Here is a 25,907-nt window from a genome sequence, read left to right as displayed (position 1 = left end):
CTGCGCGCGGCTTTATAGCAGGACGACATGAGATGAACTCCCCCTCCCCTTCAGGGGAGGGGCCGGGGGTGGGGCGCTTCCGCCAGCGTGCGGCCTGTTGTGAGGCCCCACCCCAACCCCTCCCCTGAAGGGGAGGGGCTTGCGCCGATTCAAGTCAATGTCATCCTGCTCTAAACCTCTCTGCGTCCTCCGCGCCTCTGCGCGAACAATTCTTCTCCGCGCCTCCGCGTCTCCGCGCGAAATCAATCTTCGCGTCATCGCGGCTTCGCGTGAACAAGAAACGCCGCGCGGAAGGAGCCTCCCACGCGGCGTCTCGCGCTTTCAACGAAACAGGAACTGGACCCCGGCCTTCGCCGGGGAACAGAAGAGGGATTGCCCCCTTACCGCCCCAGCAGCACTCGCGCCTGCCCCGCGATCTGGGCCAGCATCGCGGCGTTGGGCTGGGCGGCCAAGCGCGCGCGGTCGATCACCGCCTTGAACTGGCCGACCCGTGCGGCATTGCGCTCCAGCCACGCCTCGACCGCCGCTTCAGGATCGGTCGCGCCTGCCCGGCCGAGGAAGTCGAGCCGCTGCTGCTGGAAATCGCGCGCGAGGCCGGCGATCAGCAGGCGTTCCCACGGATCGCTGGGGTTGATCCGCGCCGCCTGTCCCTGCGCCCAGTCGAGGCCCAGCGCCTGACCCAGACGGGTAAAGGCATGGGTCAGCCGCGTCTCGTCCAGCGACAGCCGCTGGCCCAGATCGGCCAGCCCCACCGCACCGTCGAGTTCGGACACGCGCACCACCTGTGCCGCCAGATCGGCCGGAGCTCCGGCTTCCTCCAGCGTGGCGACGACGCGTGCGCTCTGCGCTTTGGCCTCGTCGCGCAGCAGCGCGGGCGTTTCCGCCGCCAGCCGCTCGATGCCCGGCTGCAACCGCTCCAGCGCTGCGCCCGGGGCCGTGCCCGCCGGCATGGCGCGCAACAGATCGGCGATCTGCGAGCGAGTCGCGCGCGCCACCTCGTCGAACAGCGCGATGCGCGCCGCTTCCGGCATCGCCGCTGTCTCGATCGCGGTCCACAGCGCGGGCAGGTCGAACAGTCGCTCGACCACGACGAACATCGCCGCGATATCGGCCATCGCCGCGCCTTCCTCCTCCGCCAGTTCGAACGGATGGAGGATGCCCATCCGGTTGACGATCCGGTTGGCGAGCTTGGTCGCGACGATCTCGCCGCGCAGGCGATGCTGGTCGATCGCCTCGCCGAATGCTTCTCGCATCGCGGGCGGGAAGGCGGCGTGCAGATCGGGGCGCAATTCGTCGTCCAGCGCCAGCGCGCTGTTCTCGATCGCGTCCTGCAAGGTCAGCTTGGCCGTCGCCAGCAGCACCGCCAGCTCGGGTCGGGTCAGCGCGATGCCGTCCTGCCCGCGCCGCAGCAGCACGTCGTTGCTGCCCAGCCCCTCGACCGCGCGGTCGAGCCGCCCGGCGCTCTCGAAGATTTCGATGACGCGGACATAGCTCGGCATCGCGCCCGCGCCGTCCGCCTCGGCGATCGACAGGCCCAGCGTCTGGAGGCGGTTATCCTCCAGCACGATATGCGCCACGTCATCGGTCATCGAGGCGAGCAGCGTGTTGCGATCGCCCTCCGCCAGACGGCCCTCGATCATCTCGCGGTTGAGCGCGATCTTGATGTTGACCTCGTTATCCGAGCAGTCGACGCCCGCCGAATTGTCGATGAAGTCGGTGTTGATCCGCCCGCCGCGCTCGGCAAAGGCGATGCGCGCGGCTTGGGTCACGCCCAGATTGGCGCCCTCGCCGATGGCGGTGACGCGCAGATCCTCGGCATCGACACGCAGGCGGTCGTTCGCCGGATCACCGACCTGGACGTTATTCTCCGCCGCCGCCTTGATGTAGGTCCCGATACCGCCGAACCAGAGCAGGTCGGCCGGGGCCTTCAGGATCGCCGAGATCAGCGCGGTCGGCTCCAGCGAAGTGGCGGTGATGCCCAGCGCCTCGCGGATTTCGTCCGATAGCGGGATCGTCTTGGCCGAACGCGGGAAGACGCCGCCGCCGGGTGAGATGAGGCTGGTGTCGTAATCCGCCCAGCTCGACCGGGGGAGCGCGAACATGCGCGCGCGCTCATCCCAGCTGGTCGCGGGATCGGGATTGGGGTCCAAGAAGATGTGGCGATGGTCGAACGCCGCGACCAGCTTGATCGCCTTGGACAACAGCATCCCGTTGCCGAACACGTCGCCCGACATGTCGCCACAGCCGACGACGCGGATGGACTGCGTCTGCACGTCCACACCGCGCTCGGCGAAGTGGCGCTGCACCGACACCCAGGCACCCTTGGCGGTGATGCCCATCGCCTTGTGGTCGTAACCCTGGCTGCCCCCGGAGGCGAAGGCGTCGCCCAGCCAGAAGCCGCGCTCCAGCGCCAGCGCATTGGCCACGTCGGAAAAGGTCGCGGTGCCCTTATCGGCGGCGACCACGAAATAGGGGTCCTCGCCGTCCAGCACCCGCACGCCGTCCGGGTGCACCACCGCACCCTCGACGATATTGTCGGTGATCGACAGCAAAGCGCGGATGAACACGCGGTAGCTTTCCTTGCCCTCGGCGGCCCAGCCGTCACGGTCGGTGACGGGCGAGGGCAGCTGCTTCGGGTAGAAACCACCCTTCGCGCCGGTCGGCACGATGACCGCGTTCTTCACCCGCTGCGCCTTCATCAGGCCCAGGATTTCGGTGCGGAAGTCATCGCGACGATCCGACCAGCGCAGACCGCCCCGCGCGACGGGTCCGGCGCGCAGGTGAATACCCTCGACGCGGGGGGAATAGACCCAGACCTCGCGCCACGGCAGCGGTGCGGGGAGCCCCGGAATTTTGTGGCTGTCCAGCTTGAACGCCAGCGCCTCCTTGCCCGCCTCGGCAAAGGCGTTGGTGCGCAGGGTCGCCGCGATCATGTCGCGGAAGCTGCGCAGGATACGGTCGTCGTCGATCGCCGACACGGCATCCAGCCCCGCCGCGATGGCCGCATCGGCGGCGGCGATATCGCCCTTCGCCTTCGGGTCATGCGCGGCGGTGAACCGCTCGATCAGCGCGGTCGCCAGCTTGGGCGCCCGGCGCAGCGCGTCGACCACGGTGGTCAGGCCATAAGGCAGCCCCGCCTGGCGCAGATAGCGGAACCAGGCGCGGAACAGCACCACCGCCTGCGGGCTGAGCCCAACATCGACGATCAGGCGGTTGAACGCGTCATTCTCCGCCGCGCCCTCCAGCACGGCCGCGATCGCGCCCTCCAGCACCGCTGCGCCCTTGGGCTCGGTCGTCGCCTCGGTCTCGACGATGAAGTCGTGGACGAAGGGATCGGCATCGTCGCGCAGCCGCGTCGGCAACTCGCCGATCACGCGAAAGCCGAAATTCTCCAGCACCGGCACCGCATCCGACAAGGGCAACGCGCCGTTCAGCTTGTAGATCTTCAGCTGGCGGTCCTGCCCTGCCTGCACCGGGAACAGGCGGACCGAACGGCTATTCTCGTCCTCCAGCGCGGACAGGCGCAGAATGTCGGCGGCGGCTTCGGCCGCATCGCTGACATTGCGGTAATTGGTCGGGAAGCCATTGGCCCAGCGCAGCGCAAGGCGCGCCGCACGGGGCGCGGGCACCTGCTCGGCCAGCGCCGCCTCGACATCGGGCATCCAGCCGCGCACCATCTTGCGCAGCCGCTCGGACAGCGCCGCCGTATCGGGCAGGCGGCCGTCCTGCCGCAGGTCGATCGTATAGCGGATCAGCGCGACGACGCCGTCCTCCAGCGCGATCGACCAGTTGAGCAGCGAGCCATTAGCGGCCTCGCCCAGCATGTCGCCGATCGCGACGCGACGCGCGGTGGTCAGCTCATCGCGCGGCAGCCAGACAAAGGCGAAGAGATGCCGCTGCAACACCGATCGGATCAGCACCAGCTCGGGGCGCGGACGATCGGCCAGCGACATGGCGGTCAGCGCCAGCTGCTCCAGCGCCTCGGCCGGGAAAGCCGTCACCAGATCATGCGGTAGCGCGGTCAGCGCATGGGTCAGCGCCTTGCCGGTATGGCCGCGCGGATCGAATCCGAACTTGGCCTGCAGCGCGGCGAGCCGCGTGCGCAGCACCGGCACCTCATGCGGCGGGCTGGCGAGCGCGGCGCTGGTCCACAGCCCCGCATGGATCGACAGGCCGACGACGCGGCCCTGCTCGATCACGGGCACCAGCACCAGGTCGAGCGGCACCGAGCGATGGACGGTCGAGATCGCGTTGGACTTGAGCAAGAGCGGCGCGGCACCGCCCTCGACAAAATAGTCGAGCGCGCGCTGGCGCGAGATATCGGCGAGCAGCGGCACCTTGTGCGGCGTGCGCGCAATGCCCAACGCGGGCGCGGCGCGGCCATCCTCGAACCATTTCTCATGGCCGAGCAGCGTCAGCTTGCCGTTCAGGAACCACAAAAGGAGCGCCGCACCCTCGCCATTCTTCTCGCCCAGCGTAGTGGCGTCGGCGGCCAGCGCGTCCTGCAACCCCGACCAGTCGACCACGGCGGCGCGCACATCGGCCAAGACTGCACGCAGATCGTCGATCAGGCCGCGCCGGTCGCGCGCATCGGCGCGTTCCATTTCCAGATAGATGAAGGATTCGGACTTTCCGCTCGCGCCGATCGCCTGAAGCTGTCCCTCGGCATCGCGGGTGACGGGCAGGACGGGGTGGATGACGCGGTCAATCGCGATGCCGTCTGCGCCGACCATTGCCGCGATCGAATCGACCAGGAAGGGCATGTCGTCATTGACGATGGCCAGGCGCATCCGGCGGTGCGTGTCGTCGCCCGACATCGGCTCCAGCGCGATCGACGGCTCGCCCAGCGCGCGCTGCTGGGCCACCCCCGCAACGAAGGCCGCTGCCGCAGCCACCTCCGCGGGGCCGAACCCCTGCAACTCCGCCGGAAGGGCGCCCTGGGTCAGCCGCGCGGCAATCGCGTCGGCCATCGGATGCGACATATTCGGTGCCATAGCGGCAAGTCCTAGGCCGGGCTTTCGCGCCGCTCAACCCTCTGCGGCGCGAGAAAAGATGTTGCGCCGCAGCGCAATTTTCATTGCGAAGTGCGCAATACCCTGTCGGCCAATCGTGCATCGCCGACCACCGATCCGGTGATGGCAACGCTACCATCTTCGGCCACGCGCCCGACCAACACGATCGGCGTACCCGGCCGCGCATGGGTGGGCCAGGCGATGTGAGCGATAGCCTCTGGGGCTGCGTCGCTTTCGAAGTCCGGCTGATTCCACAGGGCAGCGGCGGAGCCGGGCGGCGGCACCTGAGTGGCCACTGCGGCCGAATCGATCAGTTCCGAATCGAGCGACGCCTGTAACAGCGGATCGGCCAGTTCCTTCCAGCTCAGGACACCGTGGATGAAGTCGATCATCAGCCCGTCGGACGAATAGGGCAGCAGGATGCCGCGATACAGCGTCATCCGTCCGCGCGCGTTGACGAACTCCGCCTCGAACCCGGTCGGCACCTGATCGGCCAGCACATGGTCGAAATGCCGAGTCAGCCGCCCCAGCAGCGACGCCTCGGGCAACTCCCCGATCCGCGTCGGCCGCGCCACCGTGCCGCACTCGTCCCGCAGCGCCTGACCAAGATAGGCGATCGCGGGATCGATCCGGTCGCCCCGAAAATCCAACAGCACCGAATTGGCCGCGAAATCCCCGATCGCCTCGGTGTCCAGCGCCCGGATCGAGGGAAACCGCGCCGCCCCCGATAGCGAGACCCAATGGTGATAGGCGCGCGCATGGAGCCGCCGCTCCACCCCGCCCAGCCGCAACAGCGCATCCTCCGCTGCCCCGGGGCGTCCGTGCTCGGCGGATCGCTCACCCGCTGGATGCTCCGGGGGAAGGGGGGGCGGATGCTGGGGTTCGCGGTTCATGACGGTCTTCCTGGCCATGCCCTGTCATGCCCGGACATAGTTAATCACCCGTAAAGATCGCCTGACCCGTTCATAAGCCGCTTGCCAGCCCCCACCCGAACTGTTAAGCGCGCCCACCTGACCGGACACCAGCCGGTTCACGATACGGGCCGCTTTAGCTCAGCTGGTAGAGCATCGCATTCGTAATGCGGGGGTCACAGGTTCGAGTCCTGTAAGCGGCACCATCTCTCTCCATAAAAAATCTGTTTTTATAGAGATTTAGCCCTCCCCGTTGGCGGAGCGCTGCCCTGCCCGTTCCCTCACAGCAATTTCATTAGGTGTTCAGTCCCGGCCTCTGGTGGATCGGATCGATGATGAACCGGTCTGGCTGTGAGTCCAGATCTTGGCGATGTATTCGTAGGGGGTGAGACCGCTGAGGGTCTTGAGCCTGCGGGCGAAGTTGTAGGCGGCCATGAAGTCAGCGAGGTGCGTCCGGAGCTGGTCGTGGCTCTCATAGTGGAAGCGTTTGACGGTCGCTTCCTTGACCGTTGCTGTTCGGGTGCCTCGTAAGGCCAAGCTGCGGGAACGGGACTTCACCCGTGATGAGGCCAACACCATCCTTTCCGCTACCTATGGTATCCCTGCCGTTCGAGCTCATGGTGGCGATGGTTCCCTTCCCAATACCGGTCGTGGCTCAGCTCGCATCATATCGGGCGCGAGCGTGCTGGATATTGAGCTGATTGGCATTTGCCCAAAGGGTGAGCGCCATGACCGGTTCGAGCAATGACCGCCCGACATCCGTCAACTCATACTCTACCCGCGGCGGGATTGTGGGAAACAAGGTCCGGCTCACCAGTCCATTGCGTTCGAGTCCCCGCAGCGTGATCGTCAGCATGCGCTGCGAGATGCCATCGATACGACGACGTAGTTCGTTGAAGCGCACCGGCCCGTCCTTGAGCGACGCGATGATGTAGAGGCTCCACTTGTCCCCGACGAGATCCAGGATCTCCCGCACCATGCGGCAGTCGTGTCCGGGGCCGGGGGTAGGAAAATCCATGTCACCAAGTGTCATGAGAGTGCCTTCTTGCGAGGGGCTGAATGGTCACTTTAATAGCGTCGGTAACAATTAGTTACCGCCTCGTTACCCTTGGAGCAACCATGACCAATATCCTGCTCGTAACCTCGAGCCCCCGCGGCACCGCAAGCTTGTCCAGCCGCTTTGCCAGCGAGACCGCGGAGCGCCTCAAGGCACGTTCTGGTGCAACGCTGATTACTCGCGATCTCGCCGCCAATCCGCCGCCGCATATCACCCGGGCCTATATCGACGGCCGGGTCGCGGCAGCCGAGGCACGCACATCCGATCAAGTCGAGGCAGTCGGCCTGGCCCAGGCGCTGGTTGACGAGGTGAAAGCCGCCGACATCATCGTCCTAGGTTCGGGCATGATCAATTTCGGCCCGCCGTCGCAGCTCAAGGCGTGGTTCGATCATATCACCTGGCCGGGCGTCACTTTCGGCTACGACGAGGCTGGCCCGCGCGGCCTGCTGAGCGGCAAGAAGGTTTATTTGGTTACCGCCGCTGGCGGCGTCTTTTCGCAAGGCGAATGGGCTGCCTTTGATTTCCAGACCGGCTATCTGCGCCACCTGTTGGGCTTCATCGGTCTGAGCGACGTTGAAATCGTCCGGGTGGAGGGCACCGTCTTCGGACCCGAGGCGGCTCAAGCCGCGATCGCCGCCACCGAAGCCTACCTTCACGCCGTGCTGGAAAAGGCCGCCTGAAGTACGGGCAACGAAAGGAGGATGCGAAGAAGATCGCCTGCTTGGACGTACCGGCCCGACCGGGCGCCGCATCATCGAAGAGGCTCTGGGTCGCGGCTAAACCTTGTCGGTTTACACCCGCGACCCCGCAAAGCTCGCGGTCTTTTTCGAGTGGATCGACATCGTCGTCAGCGACCTGAAGAACCGCAACGCGATCAAGGCCTGCATCACGGCCGCCGACGCGGTGATCAGCGCCCTAGAACCCAATGGCCTGATCTCGGCCCAAGACAAAGCCGGAGAATTTGGACGTCCGGCACCGCATCCGCTCGACGGCGGCGCGCGCGGCCGCCGCTCCTCTACCCTAGGCCCAGCACGCCCGGGGCTGAACGGTTCTGAAGGAAATAGCGCAATCCCCACCCCTTTCGGTGGGACGCAAGCCTGGCTACATCCGGGCGATGACCGAACCCGCCGCGCCGACGCCGCCCATTGCCCAAACCCGTGCCCACAGCTTCACGGCCCATGGCATCACCATCGAAGATCCCTATGCCTGGTTGAAGGACCCCGCCTATCCCGAAGTCACCGACAGCCAGGTCCTGGCCTATGTCGAGGCGGAGAATGCGTATTTCGAGGCGGTCATGGCCCCGCGCCAGAAGCTGATCGACCGGCTGTATGAGGAGATGAAGGGCCGGATCAAGGAGGACGAATCCTCCGTGCCCCAAAAGGATGGCGACTGGCTTTACTGGACCGGGTTCGAGACCGGCGGCCAGTATCGCAAATGGTGGCGCAAGCCGGTGACCGGCGGCCCCGACGAGCTGCTGCTCGATGAGCCGGCGCTGGCCGAGGGCAAGGAATATTTCCGGCTGGGCGCGTTTTCGATCAGCAACAATGGCCGCTATCTGGCCTATGCGATCGACGACAATGGCTCGGAACGGTTCGAGGTGCGGGTCAAGGACCTGACGACGGCTGAGCATCTGCCCGAGGTGATTCCCGGCATGTTGTCGGAGATCGTCTGGACGGCGGACGATAGCGGTTTCCTCTACGGCGTGGCCAATGCCCAGTGGCGGACCGACAATGCGCGCTTCCACCGGCTGGGCACGCCCGTCGCCGACGATGTCGAGCTGTTCCACGAGGATGACGAGGGCTACCGCGTCGCCGTCGCCGAGACCTCCGCGCGCAACTGGATCGTCATCGCGACCGGCGATCATGTCACCAGCGAGGTGCGGCTGCTCCCGGCTGACAATGTCTTTGCCGAGCCGATCCTGGTCGCACCCCGCAAGGAGGGGCGCGAGTATGACGTGGACGAGCATGACGGCACGCTGTTCATCCACACCAATGATGTGGACCCGCAGTTCCGCCTGTGCACCGCGTCGATCGACGCGCCGGGCGACTGGCACGAACTGATCGGGCCGGACCCGCATTTCTACATGACCGGGGTGGAGTGTTATAAGGACTTCTTCGTGGTCGAGGGGCGCGAGGACGGCTTGGACCGCATCGCCATCCACCGCTATGACACGCCGACCGTGCCCCAGCGGATCGCGTTTCCCGAGGCCAGCTATACGGCGGGGCTGGGCGACAATCCCGAATATGACGTGTCGGTCTTGCGGCTCGGCTATGAGTCGATGGTCACGCCGGGCACCGTCTATGACTATGACGTGGCGACCGGCGGGTTGACCATGCTGAAGGTGCAGGAAATCCCGTCGGGCTATGACGCGGACAAATACCGGACCGAGCGCCTGAAGATTCCTGCGCGCGACGGGACTATGGTGCCGGTATCGATCGTCTACCCCAAGGATTTTCCGCGCGACGGATCGGGCAAGCTGTTCCTCTACGCCTATGGCGCATACGGTTATGCGATCCCGCCGGGCTTCTCGACGGGCCGGATGAGCCTGCTTGATCGCGGTTTCGCCTATGCCATCGCGCATATTCGCGGCGGCGACGATCTGGGCCAGCAATGGTATCTGGACGGCAAGCTGGAAAAGCGGACCAACACCTTCCACGACTTCGTCGACGTGGCGAAGGGGCTGATCGAGGGCGGCTGGACCAAGGCGGGCCAGATCGCCATCGCGGGCCGTTCGGCGGGTGGCGAGCTGATGGGTGCGGTGGTCAATTCCGATCCCGAGCTGTGGGGTGCGGTGATCGCCGATGTGCCGTTCGTCGACGTGCTCAACACGATGATGGACGCCGAGCTGCCGCTGACGCCGGGCGAATGGCCCGAATGGGGCAATCCGATCGAGGACAAGGCGGCGTTCGAGCTGATCCGCAGCTACAGCCCCTATGACAATGTCCGGGCGCAGCCCTATCCGCCGATGTTCATCTCGGGCGGGCTGAACGATCCGCGCGTCACCTATTGGGAGCCCGCCAAATGGGCCGCCAAGTTGCGCGCGACCAAGACCGATAACAATTTGCTGCTGCTCAAGACCAATATGGGCGCCGGGCATGGCGGCAAGTCGGGCCGGTTCGAGTCCCTGCGTGAGGGTGCGGAGGAGCACGCCTTCATCCTGTGGCAGCTGGGAGTCGAATCCTGAGCATAGAGGCGATCGTCGCGCGCTACGGCGTCGCGGCCATCGCGCTCGGCGCCGGGCTGGAGGGTGAGACGGCGGTCGTCACGGGCGGCATATTGGCGCATCAGGGTCTGGTCGCCTGGCCCGCCGCCTTCATCGCGGCGGCGATCGGGTCGTTCCTGGCGGACCAGATCTTCTTCACCATCGGCCGCCGTGCGCGGGACGGGCGCTGGGTGCGAAGCTTGCGCAAGCGGCGCGTCTTTGCCCGCGTGACCAAGATGATGGAGCGTTATCCGGTCGGCTTCATCTTCGCCTTCCGCTTCCTTTACGGCCTGCGCACGATCAGCCCGGTGGCGCTGGGCACCAGCCATGTGTCGACCCGGCTGTTCGTCGCGGTCAATGCGGCATCCGCCGTGTGCTGGGCAGCGATCTTCACCGGCATCGGTTATCTGTTCGGCGAGGCGTTTCAAGAACTCGCCGCGCGCTATCGGCCCAGCCTGCTGCACATCCTGATGGCGGCCGGGCTGGTCATGGCCGCCGCCGCGATCGGCTGGGGCGTGCGCGCGCTGTGGTTGCGATACAAGGAGCCGGACGAACAGGCATGAGCCGTTTCACCATGAGCTTCACCGCCCAGCCCGAACATATCGACGAGCTGGGCCATGTGAACAACGCCGTCTGGGTCCAGTGGATTCAGGCGATCGCGGGTGCGCATTGGGAGGCCGTCGTGCCCCCCGAACATGCCGCCGCCCATGTGTGGGTCGTGACGCGGCACGAGATCGACTATCGCGGCAATGTCGTGGCGGGGGAGACGGTGACGGCCGAGACCTGGGTGCCCGATCCGCCCAAGGGTGCGCGCTTCGACCGGCATGTCCGCTTTCTGGATGTCGATCGCCGGGTGAAGGTGGAGGCGGTGACGACCTGGGCGCTGATCGACCGTGCCACCGGCCGCCTGCTGCGCGTCACGCCCGAGATCGCCGCGCCCTTCTTTCGGCTTTGAGCGCAAGAAGTGGGACGCAACGCCTGCGTCCTTGCGCTAGGCTCCTCCCCATGTTGAGCGAATGCACCATGGCCTCGCCGGTGGGCGAGCTGACCCTCGTGGCGAGCGAGCAGGGGCTGCGCGCGGTCCTGTGGGCCGAGGAACGGGCCGGGCGGGTGAAACTGCCCGAACGGCGCGACGATCCGGCCCATGCGATACTAGCCGAGGCGGTTCGCCAACTGTCGCAGTATTTCGCGGGGGAGCGCCGCGCGTTCGACCTGCCGCTCGACCCCGTCGGCACCGCGTTTCAGAAGGTCGTGTGGACGGGCCTTAAGGCCATTCCATACGGTGAGACGCGCAGTTATGCGGCGCTCGCCACCGCGATCGGACGGCCGGGTGCGTCGCGGGCGGTGGGAGCGGCGAACGGGCGCAACCCGCTGTCGATCGTGACGCCGTGCCACCGGGTCATCGGTGCCAACGGCACGCTGACCGGCTTTGCGGGCGGGCTGGCGGTCAAGCGATGGCTGCTCGCCCATGAATGCGGCGAGCCGATACTGGCGCTGGCATGAGCTATCCGCCACGCGCTTTCCGCGAGACGCGCGAGGATGTGCTGCTCGACGCGGTGGCGGAGATCGGCCTCGCCTCGCTGGTCGTGGTGCAGGGCGGTGTGCCCGAGGCGGTGTCGCTGCCGATGGTCGCGACGCGCGATGGCGAGGCGCTGGTGCTGGAGGGGCATGTCGCGCTTGCCAACCCGCTGTGGCGGCTCGCCGAAAGCGGCTGCGCGGCGCTGGCCATATTCCAGGGGCCGCACGCCTATGTCCATCCCGGCTGGTATCCGACCAAGCGCGAGCATGGGAAGGTCGTGCCGACCTGGAATTATGTGGTGGTGCAGGTGCATGGAACGCTATCCGTCACGCGTGATCCAGACTGGCTGGCGGTGCATCTGGCGCGACTGACGGACGTGAAGGAAGCGGGACGGCCGGAACCCTGGTCGATGGACGATGCACCTGCGGATTTCATTGCTGGGCTGTTGCGCGGCATCGTCGGCCTGACCCTGCACGTCACGCGGCTGGAGGGCGTGTGGAAGATCGCGCAGCACCATCCCGAGTCCAACCGGCGCGGCGTGATCGCCGGGCTGGCCGTCTCGCCTGATCCGGCCGACCGGGCGATGGCCGCGGTGATGGCGAACGCGGAGCGCGATTGGTCGAACTGATCCACAGGCGGCGCGGCGGCGCTTACCCGCTATTCCTGAGCGCAGTCGCAATGCCATTGATCGACAACAGGATGCCTTCGCCGATACGTGGATCGTCTTCACCGGCGCGGTGGCGTTTCATCAGTTCGATCTGGAGCAGGTTGAGCGGCTCGATATAGGGCAGGCGCAGGCGGATCGACGCCTCCAGCGCCGGGTTGTCGGACAGCAGCCGCGCTTGGCCGGTCACGCCCAGCAGGCCGTCGCGCGCGCGGTGCCAGCCGTCATGGATGCGCCCGAAGATCGAGTCCCGCAGATTCTCGTCCTCGACCAGCCCGGCATAGCGCCGCGCAATGCCGATGTCGGATTTGGCCAGCACCATCTCCATATTCGCCAGCGTGGCGGCAAAGAACGGCCAGTTCTTCGCCATCTCGGCCAGCAGCGCCTTGTCCTCGAACCGCGCGATCGCAGTGCCGACGCCGAACCAGCCGGGCAGCATGACGCGCGCCTGCGCCCAGCTGAACACCCAGGGAATGGCGCGCAGATCCTCGATCGCGTCGGACTTTTTGCGGCTGGCCGGACGGCTGCCGATCTTGAGGCCCGCAATCTCGGCGATCGGCGTCATCTGGCGGAAGAAGGTGCGGAAGCCCTCGGTTCCGTACACAAGGTCGCGATAGGTGGTGAAGGCGGTGGCCGACAATTCCTCCATCGCCGCGGTAAAGCGCGCGGTGTCCGCCGCCGACAGCCGGTCCGGCTCTAGGCTGGCGAGCAGCGTGGCGGAGGCCATGGCTTCCAAATTGGTCAGTGCCGAGTCGCGCGTGCCATATTTGCCCGCGATCACCTCGCCCTGTTCGGTGATGCGGATGCGGCCCTGGACCGTGCCATGCGGCTGGGCGCGGATCGCGGCAAAGGCGCTGCCGCCGCCGCGCCCGACCGCGCCGCCGCGCCCGTGGAACAGCTGCATCCTGACGCCCCGTTCGTCGAACACCGGGCGGAACGCGCTCGATGCCTTGGACAGCGACCAGGTGGAGGTCAGGTAGCCGCCATCCTTGTTCGAGTCCGAATAGCCGATCATCACCTCCTGATGACCGCGCGCCCGGACGATCGCGGCGATCTCCGGCAGCGCGAAATAGGCGCGCATGATCTCCGGCCCGGCCTCCAGATCCTCAATCGTCTCGAACAGCGGCACCGCCATGATCGCGGCGGTGGCGGGCTCGCCGGGGCGATAAAGGCCGAATTCCTTCAGCATCAGGTTGATTTCGAGCAGATCGGACACCGATTTGCCCATCGAGACGATGTAATTGGTGATGCACTTCGGACCATATTGGGCGTGTGCATCGGCGGCGGCCTGAACGATCGCCAGCTCGGAGCGAGTCTCGTCCGAATAATCGGCATAATGGCTGAACAGCGGCCGGGCATTGGCGAGTTCGCGGCGAAGCAGCGCCACGCGCGCCTCCTCGTCCAGCGCGAGATAGTCCGCCTCGACCCCTGCGACCTTCAGCAACTCCGCGACGACGCGCTCATGCACCGCCGAATTCTGGCGCAGGTCGAGCGTGGCGAGGTGGAAGCCAAAGGTTTCGACCGCGCGGATCAGCCGCCCAAGGGCTCCGCCGCTCGCCAGCGCGCCGTCGCCCTGTGCCGCCAGCCCGCGTGCGATGGCGACGAGGTCGGTGCGCAGCGCCTTGGGATCGGGATAGGGTTCGCCGATCAGCTTGCCGGGGCGGGGCGGGGTTTTTCCGGTGAGCTTCTGGTGGGTGGCGGCCAGCCGCGCATAGATGCCCGAGAGCGCGCGGCGATAGGGCTCGTCCGAACGGCTGAGCGCGTCATCACCGCTGGCGTCTGCCAGCGCCAGCACGGCCTCGTCCACCTGCGCATGGCCGGTCGAGATGGACAGTTCGGCACCCAGCGCGTGCACCGCCTCGCAATAATGGGTGAGCACCGCATCGGCGGCTTGGGCGAGCGCGGTGGTCAGCGATTCGGCGGTGACGAAGGGGTTGCCGTCGCGATCGCCGCCGATCCACGAGCCCGGCCGCAGGAAGGCAGGTACGCGCGCGCCGAACGCCTTGTCCCAGCGCTGATAGAGCGCGGGCAGCACCGGGAGGAACACGTCGCGCAGGTATGACAGCGCCGTCTCCACCTCGTCGGTGACATAGAGACGTTCGCGACGCAGCACCCGCGTCTGCCACAACAGCGCGATCTGGCGGCCGATCGCGGCGTCCACATCATCGCCATCGGGCGTCACGTCACGGCCCGCATCGCGCATCGCCAGCAATTCGGCGATGCGGTTGCGATGATCGATCATGCTCTTGCGGCGCACCTCGGTCGGGTGCGCGGTCAGCACCGGCACGACGAGCGACTGCGCCAGCAACTCCATGGCCGCGTCGCGATCGATCCCCTTTTCGGACAGTGTCGTCAGCACATCCGCGATGTCCGCGGCGGGCTCGCGCGCGATACCCTGCCGGTCCTCGGCCAGATTGGCGAGCATCGAAAACAGCATGAAGCCGCGCACGAAATCCAGCGTCTCGTCCAGCGCCAGCTTTTCCAGTTGCAGGTCGACCGACCCGTCTTCCCCCAGCCCACGATAGCGATCGACCGAGGCCCGGCGGATCGCCTCGGTCGCCTCGAACAGCGCGTCGCCGCCATAACGGCGGATCACGTCGCCGAGCTGCGCGCCCAGGAAGCGGATGTCGGCATTGTTGGCGATGGGGGGGAGGCTGGTCATGGGCGCTATTGCTGCAACGCAATAGGAAGCGCGTCAACCGATTGAATGGGGCAATTTTGGTATAATATTTTTGCGACTTGGCTTGTTATATTGCTTAGTCCCAACCGAGTGTTTGCCCGGCCATGGCCGCATCCTTGCGGACGATGCCAGCGCCTCAGTTGGCGTTCCCCGGCATGGTCGTATTTGCCCCCGTCGCGACCGGGTTGCTCGGTGCGGCAGGCCGTTCGGTGCGCGAAGCTTCCCGCTCTTCCGACGTCACGGTGCCGTCGCGGTTCAGGTCCATCCGGTCGAAACGCGCCAGCATCCCCTCGAAGAATTCGCTTTCGGTGATTTCGCCGTCCTTGTTGCGGTCGAGTTCCCACAGGCGCGAATTGGTGGTGGGCATTTCGTCACGGGTGATGATGTCGTTGCCGTCGCGGTCCAGTTCGCGAAAGCGGCGCGCCATCATGCTGCCGAAGTCGACGCGGGAGGTGACGGAGGGCGGTACGAAGCCCGCCTTGGCGGCGGCACGGTCGGCCTCGGCGCGGTTTTCTTCCTTCTTGCCACAGGCGGTGGTGGTGGCGGCCAGCGCCATCAACCCCAGGCTCGTCAGGCTCCTGGCCCATCCACGCATTCGACACTCCCGGCTTCGTTACGCTTCCAGCTCAACGTCCCAATACAGCCAGTCGTGCCATGTTTCATGCAGATAATTGGGCGGGAAGCTGCGGCCATGTTCCTGCAAATGCCAGTTGGTCGGGCGGATCGGCTCGATATGCAGCGGCATCGCCGCCTGGCGCGGCGTGCGCCCGCCCTTTTTCAAGTTGCATGGCGCGCAGGCAGTGACGACATTCTCCCAGGTCGTGCGGCCGCCTTGGGCGCGCGGGATGACATGGTCGAAGGTCAGGTCGCGGTGCGATCCGCAATATTGGCAGGAGAAGCGGTCGCGCAGGAACAGGTTGAAGCGGGTGAAGGCCGGGAATTGCGACGGCTTCACGAACTGCTTGAGCGCGATGACCGAGGGCAGCTTGACCTTGGCGGTCGGGCTGCGCACCTCGCGTTCGTAATGGGCGACGATATCCACCCGGTCGAGGAACACGGCCTTCACGGCGGTCTGCCAAGGCCAGACCGACAGCGGATAATAAGACAGCGGCGTATAATCGGCGTTCAGCACAAGAGCCGGACACGAGTCCGGGTGTCGGATCAAGTCGGGATGAAACACAGCTCCTCCCTTCGTGGTACGCCGACGCTATTCGCGCAAGCGCGTGACATGGCTATGACACTGAGCGCTATGACAGCATGGGATTGGAATCGCGGTCAAGAGGGCGGGCGATGAGTGGTGAGAGCCGGACGGCGCAGCCCGTGACCCGGTTCGCGCCCAGCCCGACCGGGCGGCTGCATCTGGGCCATGCGCTGTCGGCGGTTCGCGCCCATGATCTGGCGCGGGCGGGCGGCGGGCGCTTCCTGCTCAGGATCGAGGATATCGACGGCACGCGCAGTCGGCCCGAGCATGTCGACGCCATCTTGCGCGATCTGGAATGGCTGGGGCTGGAATGGGACGAGCTGTCCTTCCAGTCGGAGCGGCTGGATCTCTATGCGGCGGCGCAAGGACGGCTGGCCGATCTGCTCTACCCGTGTTTCTGCACCCGCGCGGAGATCGCCGCCAGCCTGTCTGCGCCGCATGGGGCCACGCCGCTTTATCCCGGGACGTGCCGTCATTTGTCGCCCGCGACGCGCGCCGCGCGGATGGGGGAGCCGCATGGCTGGCGGCTGGACATGGCGCTGGCGGTCGAGCGAGCCGGGCCGCTGACGTGGCGGGACGAATATGCGGGGGAGGTCGCCGCCGACCCGCTCGCCCAGGGCGACGTGATCCTGGCGCGCAAGGATGCGCCGTCAAGCTATCATCTGGCGGTGACGGTGGACGATGCCGCGCAGGGCGTCACGCATGTGGTGCGCGGGGCCGATCTGTTCGAGGCGACTCATGTCCACCGGCTGCTCCAGGCGCTGCTCGGACTGAAGACGCCGCTCTACCACCATCATCCGCTGATCGTCGGGGCGGATGGGGAGCGACTGGCCAAGCGGCACGGCGCGCCCGCGCTGGCGGTCATGCGCGAGGGCGGTGGAGACGGCCGCGCGCTGGCGGATGCGCTGCGGCGCAATATGCTTCCCGCTGGATTTCGGCTGGGGGAGGCGTAAGCTCCGCCTCATGACCACTTTTCTCGTGATCCTGTTGATCGCGGCGATGCTCGCCACCGTCGTCGCGCTGGTGCGCGGCATCATCACCTTCCTCCAGGAAGCCACGGCCGAGGCGAAGGGCGAGGGGCCGACCGCGTCGCAGCTGAAATCCAACCGGATGATGCAGCAGCGCATCTTCTTCCAGGCGCTGGCGATCACCGTCGTCGTGCTGTTGCTGTTCATGGCGGGGCGGACCTGATCCCTTGGTCAAGCTGACGAAAATCTACACCCGCACCGGCGACGAGGGCATGACCGGGCTGGTCGACGGATCGCGCCGCTCCAAGGCCGAACCCCGCATGGTCGCGATCGGCGAGGTGGACGAGGCGAACAGCGCGATCGGCGTGGCGTTGCTCTCGGTCGAAGGGCCGCTTGCCGGGCGGTTGACCATGATCCAGAACGACCTGTTCGATCTGGGTGCGGACCTGGCGACGCCCGGTGAGATCGAGGGGGCGCTGCGCATCCTGCCCGGACAGGTCGCACGGCTGGAGGCGGAGATCGACGCGATGAACGCCGCGCTGTCGCCGCTCACCAGCTTCATCCTGCCGGGCGGTAGTCCGGCTTCCGCACATCTGCATCTGGCGCGCGCGATCACCCGGCGGGCCGAGCGCGCGACCGTGGCGCTCGGCGATCAGGAAGCGATCAACCCGTCCGCGCTCGCTTACCTCAACCGATTGTCCGATTGGCTCTTTGTTGCCGCCCGCACGATGAACCAAAGCGGCGCATCGGACGTTCTTTGGGTTCCAGGAGGGGCGCGCATGGTACGGTAAAGGGCCGACCGGCCTCCCCATAGTCTGGGGAGCCCCAATGCCGACCCTCGTCCCGTCCTCCGCGACGGCTCCCACGCCTGCCGATGATCTCGCGTCACGTTACCGCGCGGTGCGTGGCCTGACTTTGGCGCTGGCCGAGCCGCTTTCCGATGCCGACGCGACCGTCCAGTCGATGCCGGACGCTTCGCCCGCCAAATGGCACATGGCGCATACGACCTGGTTCTTCGAAACCTTCGTGCTGCGCGACCATGTGCCCGGCTATGCGCTTCACGACCCGCGCTTTCCCTTCCTGTTCAACAGCTATTACGAGGCGGAAGGCAAGCGCCACGCGCGCCACCGTCGCGGGATGATTACCCGGCCGACGCTGGACGAGGTGCGCGCCTATCGCGCCCATGTCGACACCGCGCTGCTGGTGGCGCTGCCCGAGCTTCCGCAGGTCGCGCGCGAGCTGGTGGCGCTGGGGTGCCATCATGAGGAACAGCATCAGGAGCTGTTCGTCACCGACATCCTCCACCTCTTCTCCGAAAACCCGCTCGAACCCGCGCTCTATGTGCCCCAGCCCAAGGCGCCGGTTGCGATGCCCGGCCCGGTCGGCTGGATCGAGGGCAAGGCCGGGATCGTCGAGATCGGCCATGACGGGCAGGGCTTTGCGTTCGACTGCGAGGGGCCGCGTCATCAGGCCCTGCTTCAGCGCCATGCCATCGCCGACCGCACCGTCACCAATGCCGAATGGATGCAGTTCATCGACGATGGCGGTTATCGCGACGCGCGGCTCTGGCTGTCGGACGGTTGGGCCTGGGTGAAGGGCGAGGGGATCGCCGCGCCGCTCTATTGGGAAGAACGCGACGGCGGCTGGACCCGGTTCGGGCTGGACGGGCGGCGCGCGATCGACCCCGCCGCGCCGGTCACGCATGTCAGCTTTTACGAGGCGGACGCCTTCGCCACTTGGGCGGGCGCGCGCCTGCCGACCGAGTTCGAATGGGAGGCGGCGGCCGCGGCACATGACGCGGCGGGCGGCAATCAGCTCGACGGGGCGGGCGCGATCGAGCCGCGCCCCTCATCCGGCGGTCCGGCCTTTTTCGGCGATGTCTGGGAATGGACCGGCAGCGCGTACCGCCCCTATCCCGGCTTCCACGCGATCGAGGGCGCGGTCGGCGAGTATAACGGGAAGTTCATGAACGGGCAGTTCGTGCTGCGCGGCGGAAGCTGCGCGACGCCGCGCGGCCACGCGCGCGCCTCCTATCGCAACTTCTTCTACCCCCATCAGCGCTGGCAATTCACCGGCGTCCGTCTGGCAAAGGACCTGTCATCATGCTGAAGCCCGAGATCGAGGACGGCCAGATGTCGCTCGCCGACCCTGCCTTTCGCGCCGATGTCCTGGCCGGGCTGGAGCGTCGCCCGCGCGCCATCCCCGCGCGCTGGTTCTATGACCGCCGCGGCTCGGAGCTGTTCGAGGCGATTACCGATCTGCCCGAATATTATCCCACCCGCACCGAAACCGCGATCCTGAAGACCCTGTGCCCCGAACTCATCGCGCATGTCGGCCGGGGCCGGGCGGTCGTCGAGTTCGGTTCGGGCTCGTCGACCAAGACGCCCGTGCTGCTGCGCTGCGTCGAACCGTCGGCCTATGTGCCGATCGATATTTCGGGCGACTTCCTGCGCGAATCCGCGCGCGGGCTGCAACAGGCCTTTCCCGACCTGCCCATCCATCCGCTGGAGGGCGATTTCATGCGCCCGCTGACGCTGCCCGCGATGGTGGCGGACGCGCCCAAGCTGGGGTTCTTCCCCGGCTCGACCATCGGCAACATGACGCCCGCCATGGCCACTGACCTGCTGCGCGCGATGCGCGGATCGCTGGGCGAGGGGGCGATGCTGCTGATCGGCATGGACCGGACCAAGCCCAGCGACCTGCTGGTTCCCGCCTATGACGATGCGCAAGGGGTGACGGCGGCGTTCAACCGCAACCTGCTCGACCGGATCAACCGCGAGCTGGATGGCACCATCCCGGTCGATGCCTTTTGCCACCGGGCGATCTGGAACGACGACCGCTCGCGGATCGAGATGCATCTCGCCGCGACCCGCGATGTCGACTTCACGATCGAGGGCCGTCGCTTCAGCATAGCGGCGGGCGAAACCATCCACACCGAGAACAGCCACAAATATGGCCCCCGCGACGCAAAGATCCTGCTGCGCGCAGGCGGCTGGACGCCGATCGCACAGTGGAGCGACCCGGACGATCTTTTCGCCGTGTATCTGGCCGAGGCGCAATCGGTTCGGCTTGCGCCTTGACCAGTTGGGCGCGATTTCAAGATCGGAACGTAATTTTTGTTAAATTCATGGGTCTTTTTGCGGGGTCATCACGTTACCACCCCGGTTTGACCAAGATTTCGCTGTCAGGCGATCTCTCGGTCCGGCCCCGCGAAAAGTAATTCTGATCGTTTCACTATAACAGAATAACTCTTCGTCGGTTCCTGATCGGGAGGAGCATGATGACCGAAAGCGCACAACTGCTCGACGCGTTCGACGCGCGAGTCGAGCGCCGCAACCTGCGGCGCGAATTCTTCAAAACGGCGATGGGGGCGGCTGCGGCGGGCGTGACGGCGTTCAGCCTGGCCAGCAAGGCCGGGGCACAGGCGACGATCACCGACACCGACATTTTGAATTTCGCGTTGAATCTCGAATATCTCGAAGCGCAATTCTATGCCTATGCCGCCAATGGCACGGGGCTGGCCGCCAATCAGTTGACCGGCACGGGTACGCAAGGCGCGGTGACGGGCGGCCAGCAGGTCAATTTCGCCACCGGCATCGCCGACGATGCGATCGTGGGCCAATATGCGCGCGAGATCGCGGCGGACGAAGCGGCGCATGTCGCCTTCCTGCGTACCGCGCTGGGCAGCGCGGCGGTGGCGCAGCCGGCGATCAACATTTCGGGCGATGCCAATGGCCCGTTCACCGCGGCGGCGCTGGCGGCGGGCGTCATCACCAGCGGCACCTTCAATCCCTATAGCTCGCCGACGGCCTTTCTGCTCGGCGCGTATATCTTCGAAGATGTCGGCGTGACCGCCTATAAGGGTGCGTCGCCGCTGATCAGCAACAAGACCTTCCTCCAGGCGGCGGCGGGCATATTGGCGGTCGAGGCCTATCATGCCGCGATCGTGCGCACGACACTCTATGCGCGCGGCTATGCCGCCACGAACCCGCAATCCTCGCTGATTACCGCCGCAGGCCAGATTTCGGATGCGCGCGACAGCCTGGACGGCGCGACGGACCTCGACCAGGGGATCGCGCAGACCAGCGTCAACGGGCAGCCGGTGTCCAACATCGTGCCGCTCGATTCGAACGGCATCGCGTTCAGCCGCTCGCCGGGTCAGGTGCTCAACATCGTGTACCTGAACAAGGCGGCTGCCACGCTCGGCGGGTTCTTCCCGGCCGGCGTCAACGGCACCCTGCGCGCCAGCGTGGCGAACTGATCCCCTTTTTCCTCCTCTGGAGAGGATTTTAATCATGAGCGAAGAACGCTTCATTCTCGACGTCATCGAAGAGGCTTCCGCCAAGCGCCGGTCCGATCGTCGCCGTTTCATGCGCATGGCCGCCGGGGCGGGTGCGGTCGGCGGCCTGGCGATGCTGGGCGCCTGCGGTGACGACGGCGACGATGTCATCGTCGTGCCCACGCCCACCCCGACCACCGTTCCGACCGGTTCGGTCACGGACGCCGACGTGCTGAACTTCGCGCTCCAGCTCGAATATCTGGAAGCGCAATTCTATAGCTATGCCGCGTTCGGTGCAGGCCTGTCCTCGTCGCTGCTCGGCGGCACCGGCACGCAAGGGGCGGTTGCGATCAACGCCAGCGCGACCGATGGCGCCGGGCAGCCCCGCCAGGTCCGGTTCCAGGACCCGATCGTTGCGCAATATGCGCGCGAGATCGCCTATGACGAGATCGCCCATGTCAACTTCCTGCGCACCGCGCTGGGCAGCGCGGCGGTGGCGCAGCCCGCGATCAACCTGTCGGGCGACGCCAGCGGCGCCTTTACCGCGGCGGCGGTCGCGGCGGGTGTCATCACGAGCGGCTCGACCTTCGACCCTTACGCCTCGGACGAGAATTTCCTGCTCGGCGCCTTTCTGTTCGAGGATGTCGGCGTCACCGCCTATATGGGCGGCGTCACCCTGCTGACCAACAAGACCTTCATCGAGGCGGCGGCGGGCATCCACGCGGCCGAGGCCTATCATGCCGGTCTGGTCCGCACGACCTTGTACCGCAAGGGGCTGAGCAACGCGGCGCTCATCACCAATGCGGGCAAGATTTCGGACGCGCGTGACAGCCTCGACGGGTCGACTGATCTCGATCAGGGCATCGTGGCGACCGTCAACGGCCAGCAGGTGGCGAACATCGTGCCCGCCGATTCCAACGCCATCGCCTTTGTCCGCACGCCGGGCCAGGTGTTGAACGTCGTCTATCTAAACAAGGCAGCGGTGACGGGCGGGGGCTTCTTCCCCGGCGGCCTGAACGGCACCGTCCGCACCAGCGCCGCCAGCGGATAACCCTCTCCCTCCCAAGGGCTCCTTGGCCCCGGTCGGTCCCTAGTCCCCTGGCCGATCGGGGCTTTTTTGTCTTTCGTCGGGATGTGGAGGCGTGCTGGCGCGAAACCCCTTCTTATCCGCCGCAATTCCGCCTATGCAGGGTCCATCCCCGGGGGAGCGCTGGCCTGCGCTTGAGAGGGGGGCAGGAGCCCCCGACCCGCTGAACCTGATCCGGCTGACACCGGCGTAGGGAGGGAGCGGCCCCGCCTCTCACGGTCCGTTTCCTCCGCATGGAGTGGACTATGGCAGATATCCCCGCAAAGGCCGAAATCGGCGTGACGACCGGCCCCATTCGTGGCTCGAAGAAGATCCATGTCGGCCCATTGGGCGTCGCGATGCGCGAAATCCATCTCGATCCGTCCTCGGGCGAGCCTCCCTTGCGCGTCTATGACACCAGCGGTCCCTATACCGATCCGACCGCGCGCATCGACATCATGGCGGGCCTGCCGCAAATCCGCCGTGACTGGATCGAGGGGCGTGGCGATGTCGAGGCCTATGACGGCCGCGCCATCCGCCCCGAGGATAATGGCCAGCTCGGCCCCGACCGCTCGGGCGGCGTGCCGCAATTCCCGCGCACCGGCCTCAACCGCCCCTTGCGGGCCAAGCCCGGCATGAACGTCAGCCAGATGCACTATGCCCGCCAAGGCATCATCACGCCGGAAATGGAATATGTCGCGACCCGCGAGAATCTGGGCCGCGAGATGCTGAAAGACTATGTCCGCGACGGCGAGAGTTTCGGCGCGGCCATTCCCGATTACGTCACGCCCGAATTCGTCCGCGACGAAGTGGCACGCGGTCGGGCGATCATCCCCAACAATATCAATCACCCCGAATCCGAGCCGATGGCGATCGGCCGCAACTTCCTGGTCAAGATCAACGCCAATATCGGCAATTCGGCGGTCGCCAGCAACGTCGCCACCGAGGTCGACAAGCTGGTCTGGTCGATCCGCTGGGGCGCGGATACGGTCATGGACCTGTCGACGGGGCGCAACATCCACGACACGCGCGAGTGGATCATCCGCAACTCGCCGGTGCCGATCGGCACGGTGCCCATCTATCAGGCGCTGGAAAAGGTCGGCGGCATCGCCGAGGATCTCACCTGGGAGATTTTCCGCGACACGCTGATCGAACAGGCCGAGCAGGGCGTCGACTATTTCACCATCCATGCGGGCGTGCGCCTGCCGTACATTCCGCTGACCGCCAAGCGCGTGACCGGCATCGTGTCGCGCGGCGGCTCGATCATGGCGAAATGGTGCCTGGCGCATCACAAGGAGTCGTTCCTCTACGAGCGCTTCGACGAGATCACCGAGATCATGAAGGCGTATGACATCGCCTATTCGCTGGGCGACGGCCTGCGTCCCGGTGCGATCGCCGACGCCAATGACGAGGCGCAGTTCGCCGAGCTCTACACGCTGGGCGAACTGACCAAGCGCGCCTGGGCGCAGGACGTGCAGGTGATGATCGAAGGCCCCGGCCATGTGCCGATGCACAAGATCAAGCAGAATATGGACAAGCAGCTGGAGGCGTGCGGCGAGGCGCCCTTCTACACGCTCGGGCCGCTGACCACCGATATCGCACCGGGGTACGACCATATCACCAGCGGCATCGGTGCGGCGATGATCGGTTGGTACGGTACGGCGATGCTCTGTTATGTTACGCCCAAGGAGCATCTGGGCTTGCCCGACCGCGACGACGTGAAGGTCGGCGTCGTCACCTACAAGCTGGCCGCCCACGCCGCCGACCTGGCCAAGGGGCACCCCGCCGCCAAGATGCGCGACGATGCGCTCAGCCGCGCCCGCTTCGAGTTCCGCTGGCGCGACCAGTTCAACCTGTCGCTCGACCCCGACACGGCGGAGTCGTACCACGACCAGACCTTGCCAGCGGAGGGCGCCAAGACCGCACATTTTTGTTCGATGTGCGGCCCGAAATTCTGTTCGATGAAGATCACGCAGGAAGTTCGGGAATTCGCGGCCAAGCAGAACGCGCCGGTCGAAACCTTCGTCGCGGCCGAGGACGCCGAGGCGGGGATGCAGCAGATGAGCGAGAAATTCCGCGAGAAGGGCGGGGAGGTTTATCTTCCGGCGGAGTGATAGCCGGCCAGCTTTACGCTGGCCGGTCTTACATCACTTAAGGCTAGGGTCCGCATAGACCGCAAGCCGCCATTTTATGGGTTGGCTCGTGGCATGTTGATGATGATTTTGAGGGGGGAAGGGGTCGCCTTTGTTAGACGCAATCTCACGACCACAGCCTTGGCACCTATAAATGCCCGAATGCGGCACAGTGGCCCCGGGTCCATAGGTCAGGTCGTAGGCGTCGCTATTAGATTTTTGCAAATACTGATCATACTTGTAGTATGCCATTTTAGCCTCTGAGTCTTACCGCTCCGGCACCAAGGGCGGGTTGCTTTGCAATCGGAGGCCCACTAAAGTCTCATACGCTTTGTGAAGCATGAGGTGGGATGCCTGCCTCCATCAGGGCCGTCGTTGGCGCGGCGGCCCTGATTTCGTTCGGCTGTCAAATCGGCCCATGCCTAACCCACGAGAGCATTGGCATTGGCGTCTTTGACGGCGTAAAAATGTCCCCGCTCGTGCGGGGGAATCGTGCCCGCACAACCGTGCATCGAAGCCTAGCGTGGGCCATTCCCGCGGGCGCGGGAGAGGCTTGTGCTTCGACTTTACAAACTTTTCATAAAAATATGTCGGGGTCAATATCGAAGCATAGCGGTTCAGTCAATTTGTTCAGGCTGTGAAAACACGACGCTCGGGGTTCGCTCCCCAATGCAAATGGGTCACGTTCTTTAGCCCCCGGGAGGATGTAAGGCCTCCTCGATCGACGCCCATTCGCTGGCCGAGATCAGCACGGCGCCTTCGCCCCGTTCAAGCGTGATCGCGAGGGGCGCGCGGTCGGCGACGACCTTGTCGATCATCGCCTCCAGATTTTCGGCTGCTTCATCGTAGGAGACTGCCTGCATAGGGCCATGCTCTCCCACGACACGCCGAACGTCAACCTCACCGCTTCCGCACAAACTCCGCCCTCAACACCAACCCCTTGATCCCGTCAAACTTGCAGTCGATTTCCTGCGCGTCGCCGGTCAGGCGGATCGACTTGATGAGGGTGCCGCGCTTCAGCGTCTGGCCTGCGCCCTTGACGGTCAGGTCCTTGATCAGCGTCACCTGGTCGCCGTCGCTCAGCACATTGCCGACCGAGTCGCGCACCACGACCGCATCGTCGTCGCTGGCCGCGGCACCCTTGGCAGCAGCGTCGGCGGCGCTGATCCATTCGCCGGTCGCTTCGTCATAGACATATTCGTCGTCGGCCATCGCC

At 66.0% G+C, this 25,907-nt stretch carries 22 protein-coding genes, 1 tRNA gene, 1 pseudogene and 1 riboswitch; of the genes and pseudogenes, 15 read left to right on the top strand and 9 right to left on the bottom strand.

Annotated elements, in window-relative coordinates; translation table 11 throughout:
* Positions 1-380: 380 nt before the first annotated feature.
* Positions 381-4,982, bottom strand: a complete 4,602-nt coding sequence (locus GGR45_RS11870) for an NAD-glutamate dehydrogenase (protein ID WP_175311915.1) — start codon at positions 4,980-4,982, stop codon at positions 381-383.
* A 92-nt stretch (positions 4,983-5,074) separates the two neighbouring features.
* A complete protein-coding gene (locus GGR45_RS11865; RefSeq protein WP_175311916.1) occupies positions 5,075-5,905 on the bottom strand; it encodes a hypothetical protein in 831 nt (276 codons plus the stop codon).
* Positions 5,906-6,053: 148 nt separating this feature from the next.
* Here GGR45_RS11865 and GGR45_RS11860 point away from each other — a divergent pair.
* Positions 6,054-6,129, top strand: a tRNA-Thr gene (locus GGR45_RS11860).
* A gap of 89 nt (positions 6,130-6,218) precedes the next feature.
* Here the strand turns inward: GGR45_RS11860 and GGR45_RS11855 are convergent.
* Together GGR45_RS11855 and GGR45_RS11850 are read right to left on the bottom strand one after the other, a co-directional pair.
* Positions 6,219-6,433: pseudogene (locus GGR45_RS11855) on the bottom strand (IS3 family transposase); the annotation flags it as partial.
* Positions 6,434-6,578: 145 nt separating this feature from the next.
* Positions 6,579-6,956, bottom strand: coding sequence for a winged helix-turn-helix transcriptional regulator (locus GGR45_RS11850; protein WP_175311917.1), 378 nt, complete (start codon positions 6,954-6,956; stop codon positions 6,579-6,581).
* 86 nt (positions 6,957-7,042) lie between these two features.
* On the opposite strand from GGR45_RS11850, the gene GGR45_RS11845 reads away from it, so the two are divergent.
* From GGR45_RS11845 to GGR45_RS11820, 6 genes are all read left to right on the top strand, one after another.
* Complete coding sequence (locus tag GGR45_RS11845; protein WP_175311918.1) at positions 7,043-7,660, top strand: FMN-dependent NADH-azoreductase; 618 nt, start codon at positions 7,043-7,045, stop codon at positions 7,658-7,660.
* 434 nt (positions 7,661-8,094) lie between these two features.
* Positions 8,095-10,164, top strand: a complete 2,070-nt coding sequence (locus tag GGR45_RS11840) for a S9 family peptidase (RefSeq protein ID WP_175311919.1) — start codon at positions 8,095-8,097, stop codon at positions 10,162-10,164.
* Positions 10,140-10,745 (top strand): DedA family protein, encoded by a 606-nt coding sequence (locus tag GGR45_RS11835; protein WP_285138848.1) that lies wholly within the window; start codon positions 10,140-10,142, stop codon positions 10,743-10,745. The genes GGR45_RS11840 and GGR45_RS11835 overlap by 25 nt, the downstream gene beginning before the upstream one ends.
* Positions 10,742-11,137, top strand: coding sequence for an acyl-CoA thioesterase (locus tag GGR45_RS11830; protein WP_175311920.1), 396 nt, complete (start codon positions 10,742-10,744; stop codon positions 11,135-11,137). Before GGR45_RS11835 ends, GGR45_RS11830 begins: the two co-directional genes overlap by 4 nt.
* 68 nt (positions 11,138-11,205) lie before the next feature.
* Positions 11,206-11,685 carry a methylated-DNA--[protein]-cysteine S-methyltransferase gene (locus GGR45_RS11825; protein WP_281394132.1) on the top strand — a complete coding sequence of 160 codons (480 nt, stop codon included), beginning with the start codon at positions 11,206-11,208 and terminating at the stop codon, positions 11,683-11,685.
* Positions 11,682-12,329: an FMN-binding negative transcriptional regulator gene (locus tag GGR45_RS11820; RefSeq protein WP_175311922.1), complete on the top strand. Its 648-nt coding sequence runs from the start codon at positions 11,682-11,684 to the stop codon at positions 12,327-12,329. Before GGR45_RS11825 ends, GGR45_RS11820 begins: the two co-directional genes overlap by 4 nt.
* Positions 12,330-12,351: 22 nt before the next feature.
* Here the strand turns inward: GGR45_RS11820 and ppc are convergent, their stop codons facing one another.
* The 3 genes from ppc to GGR45_RS11805 all read right to left on the bottom strand — a co-directional run bounded on the left by ppc (position 12,352) and on the right by GGR45_RS11805 (position 16,225).
* Positions 12,352-15,027: a phosphoenolpyruvate carboxylase gene (gene ppc, locus GGR45_RS11815; RefSeq protein WP_175311923.1), complete on the bottom strand. Its 2,676-nt coding sequence runs from the start codon at positions 15,025-15,027 to the stop codon at positions 12,352-12,354.
* Between the two features lie 154 nt (positions 15,028-15,181).
* Positions 15,182-15,640: an EF-hand domain-containing protein gene (locus tag GGR45_RS11810; protein ID WP_175311924.1), complete on the bottom strand. Its 459-nt coding sequence runs from the start codon at positions 15,638-15,640 to the stop codon at positions 15,182-15,184.
* An 18-nt stretch (positions 15,641-15,658) separates the two neighbouring features.
* Positions 15,659-16,225 carry an HNH endonuclease gene (locus tag GGR45_RS11805; protein ID WP_042485172.1) on the bottom strand — a complete coding sequence of 189 codons (567 nt, stop codon included), beginning with the start codon at positions 16,223-16,225 and terminating at the stop codon, positions 15,659-15,661.
* A 110-nt stretch (positions 16,226-16,335) separates the two neighbouring features.
* Between GGR45_RS11805 and gluQRS the strand changes: the two genes are divergently transcribed.
* From gluQRS to thiC, 8 genes are all read left to right on the top strand, one after another.
* Positions 16,336-17,199 (top strand): tRNA glutamyl-Q(34) synthetase GluQRS, encoded by an 864-nt coding sequence (gene gluQRS / locus GGR45_RS11800; RefSeq protein WP_175311925.1) that lies wholly within the window; start codon positions 16,336-16,338, stop codon positions 17,197-17,199.
* Between the two features lie 10 nt (positions 17,200-17,209).
* Positions 17,210-17,437 (top strand): twin transmembrane helix small protein, encoded by a 228-nt coding sequence (locus GGR45_RS11795; RefSeq protein ID WP_042485175.1) that lies wholly within the window; start codon positions 17,210-17,212, stop codon positions 17,435-17,437.
* Between the two features lie 4 nt (positions 17,438-17,441).
* Entirely contained in the window at positions 17,442-18,005 is a 564-nt protein-coding gene (locus GGR45_RS11790) for a cob(I)yrinic acid a,c-diamide adenosyltransferase (RefSeq protein WP_175311926.1), read from the top strand.
* Between the two features lie 37 nt (positions 18,006-18,042).
* Positions 18,043-19,323, top strand: coding sequence for an ergothioneine biosynthesis protein EgtB (egtB, locus tag GGR45_RS11785; protein WP_175311927.1), 1,281 nt, complete (start codon positions 18,043-18,045; stop codon positions 19,321-19,323).
* Positions 19,317-20,294 carry an L-histidine N(alpha)-methyltransferase gene (gene egtD / locus GGR45_RS11780; protein ID WP_175311928.1) on the top strand — a complete coding sequence of 326 codons (978 nt, stop codon included), beginning with the start codon at positions 19,317-19,319 and terminating at the stop codon, positions 20,292-20,294. Before egtB ends, egtD begins: the two co-directional genes overlap by 7 nt.
* A 200-nt stretch (positions 20,295-20,494) precedes the next feature.
* The gene (locus GGR45_RS11775; RefSeq protein ID WP_175312034.1) at positions 20,495-21,475 is read left to right on the top strand and encodes a ferritin-like domain-containing protein; all 981 of its coding nucleotides are present in this window, start codon (positions 20,495-20,497) and stop codon (positions 21,473-21,475) included.
* Between the two features lie 34 nt (positions 21,476-21,509).
* Positions 21,510-22,544: a ferritin-like domain-containing protein gene (locus GGR45_RS11770; RefSeq protein ID WP_175311929.1), complete on the top strand. Its 1,035-nt coding sequence runs from the start codon at positions 21,510-21,512 to the stop codon at positions 22,542-22,544.
* 145 nt (positions 22,545-22,689) lie between these two features.
* Positions 22,690-22,780: riboswitch (TPP riboswitch) on the top strand.
* A 45-nt stretch (positions 22,781-22,825) separates the two neighbouring features.
* Positions 22,826-24,673: a phosphomethylpyrimidine synthase ThiC gene (gene thiC, locus GGR45_RS11765; RefSeq protein WP_175311930.1), complete on the top strand. Its 1,848-nt coding sequence runs from the start codon at positions 22,826-22,828 to the stop codon at positions 24,671-24,673.
* A gap of 707 nt (positions 24,674-25,380) precedes the next feature.
* On the opposite strand, the gene GGR45_RS11760 is transcribed toward thiC, so the two are convergent.
* Positions 25,381-25,554: a type II toxin-antitoxin system Phd/YefM family antitoxin gene (locus GGR45_RS11760; RefSeq protein ID WP_175311931.1), complete on the bottom strand. Its 174-nt coding sequence runs from the start codon at positions 25,552-25,554 to the stop codon at positions 25,381-25,383.
* A 37-nt stretch (positions 25,555-25,591) separates the two neighbouring features.
* Positions 25,592-25,903 carry a zinc ribbon domain-containing protein YjdM gene (locus GGR45_RS11755; RefSeq protein ID WP_175311932.1) on the bottom strand — a complete coding sequence of 104 codons (312 nt, stop codon included), beginning with the start codon at positions 25,901-25,903 and terminating at the stop codon, positions 25,592-25,594.
* Positions 25,904-25,907: the final 4 nt, after the last annotated feature.

Source organism: Sphingomonas zeae (assembly GCF_014197135.1).
In the GTDB taxonomy this organism is placed as follows: domain Bacteria; phylum Pseudomonadota; class Alphaproteobacteria; order Sphingomonadales; family Sphingomonadaceae; genus Sphingomonas; species Sphingomonas zeae.
This window is presented reverse-complemented; position numbering and strand designations above follow the sequence as displayed.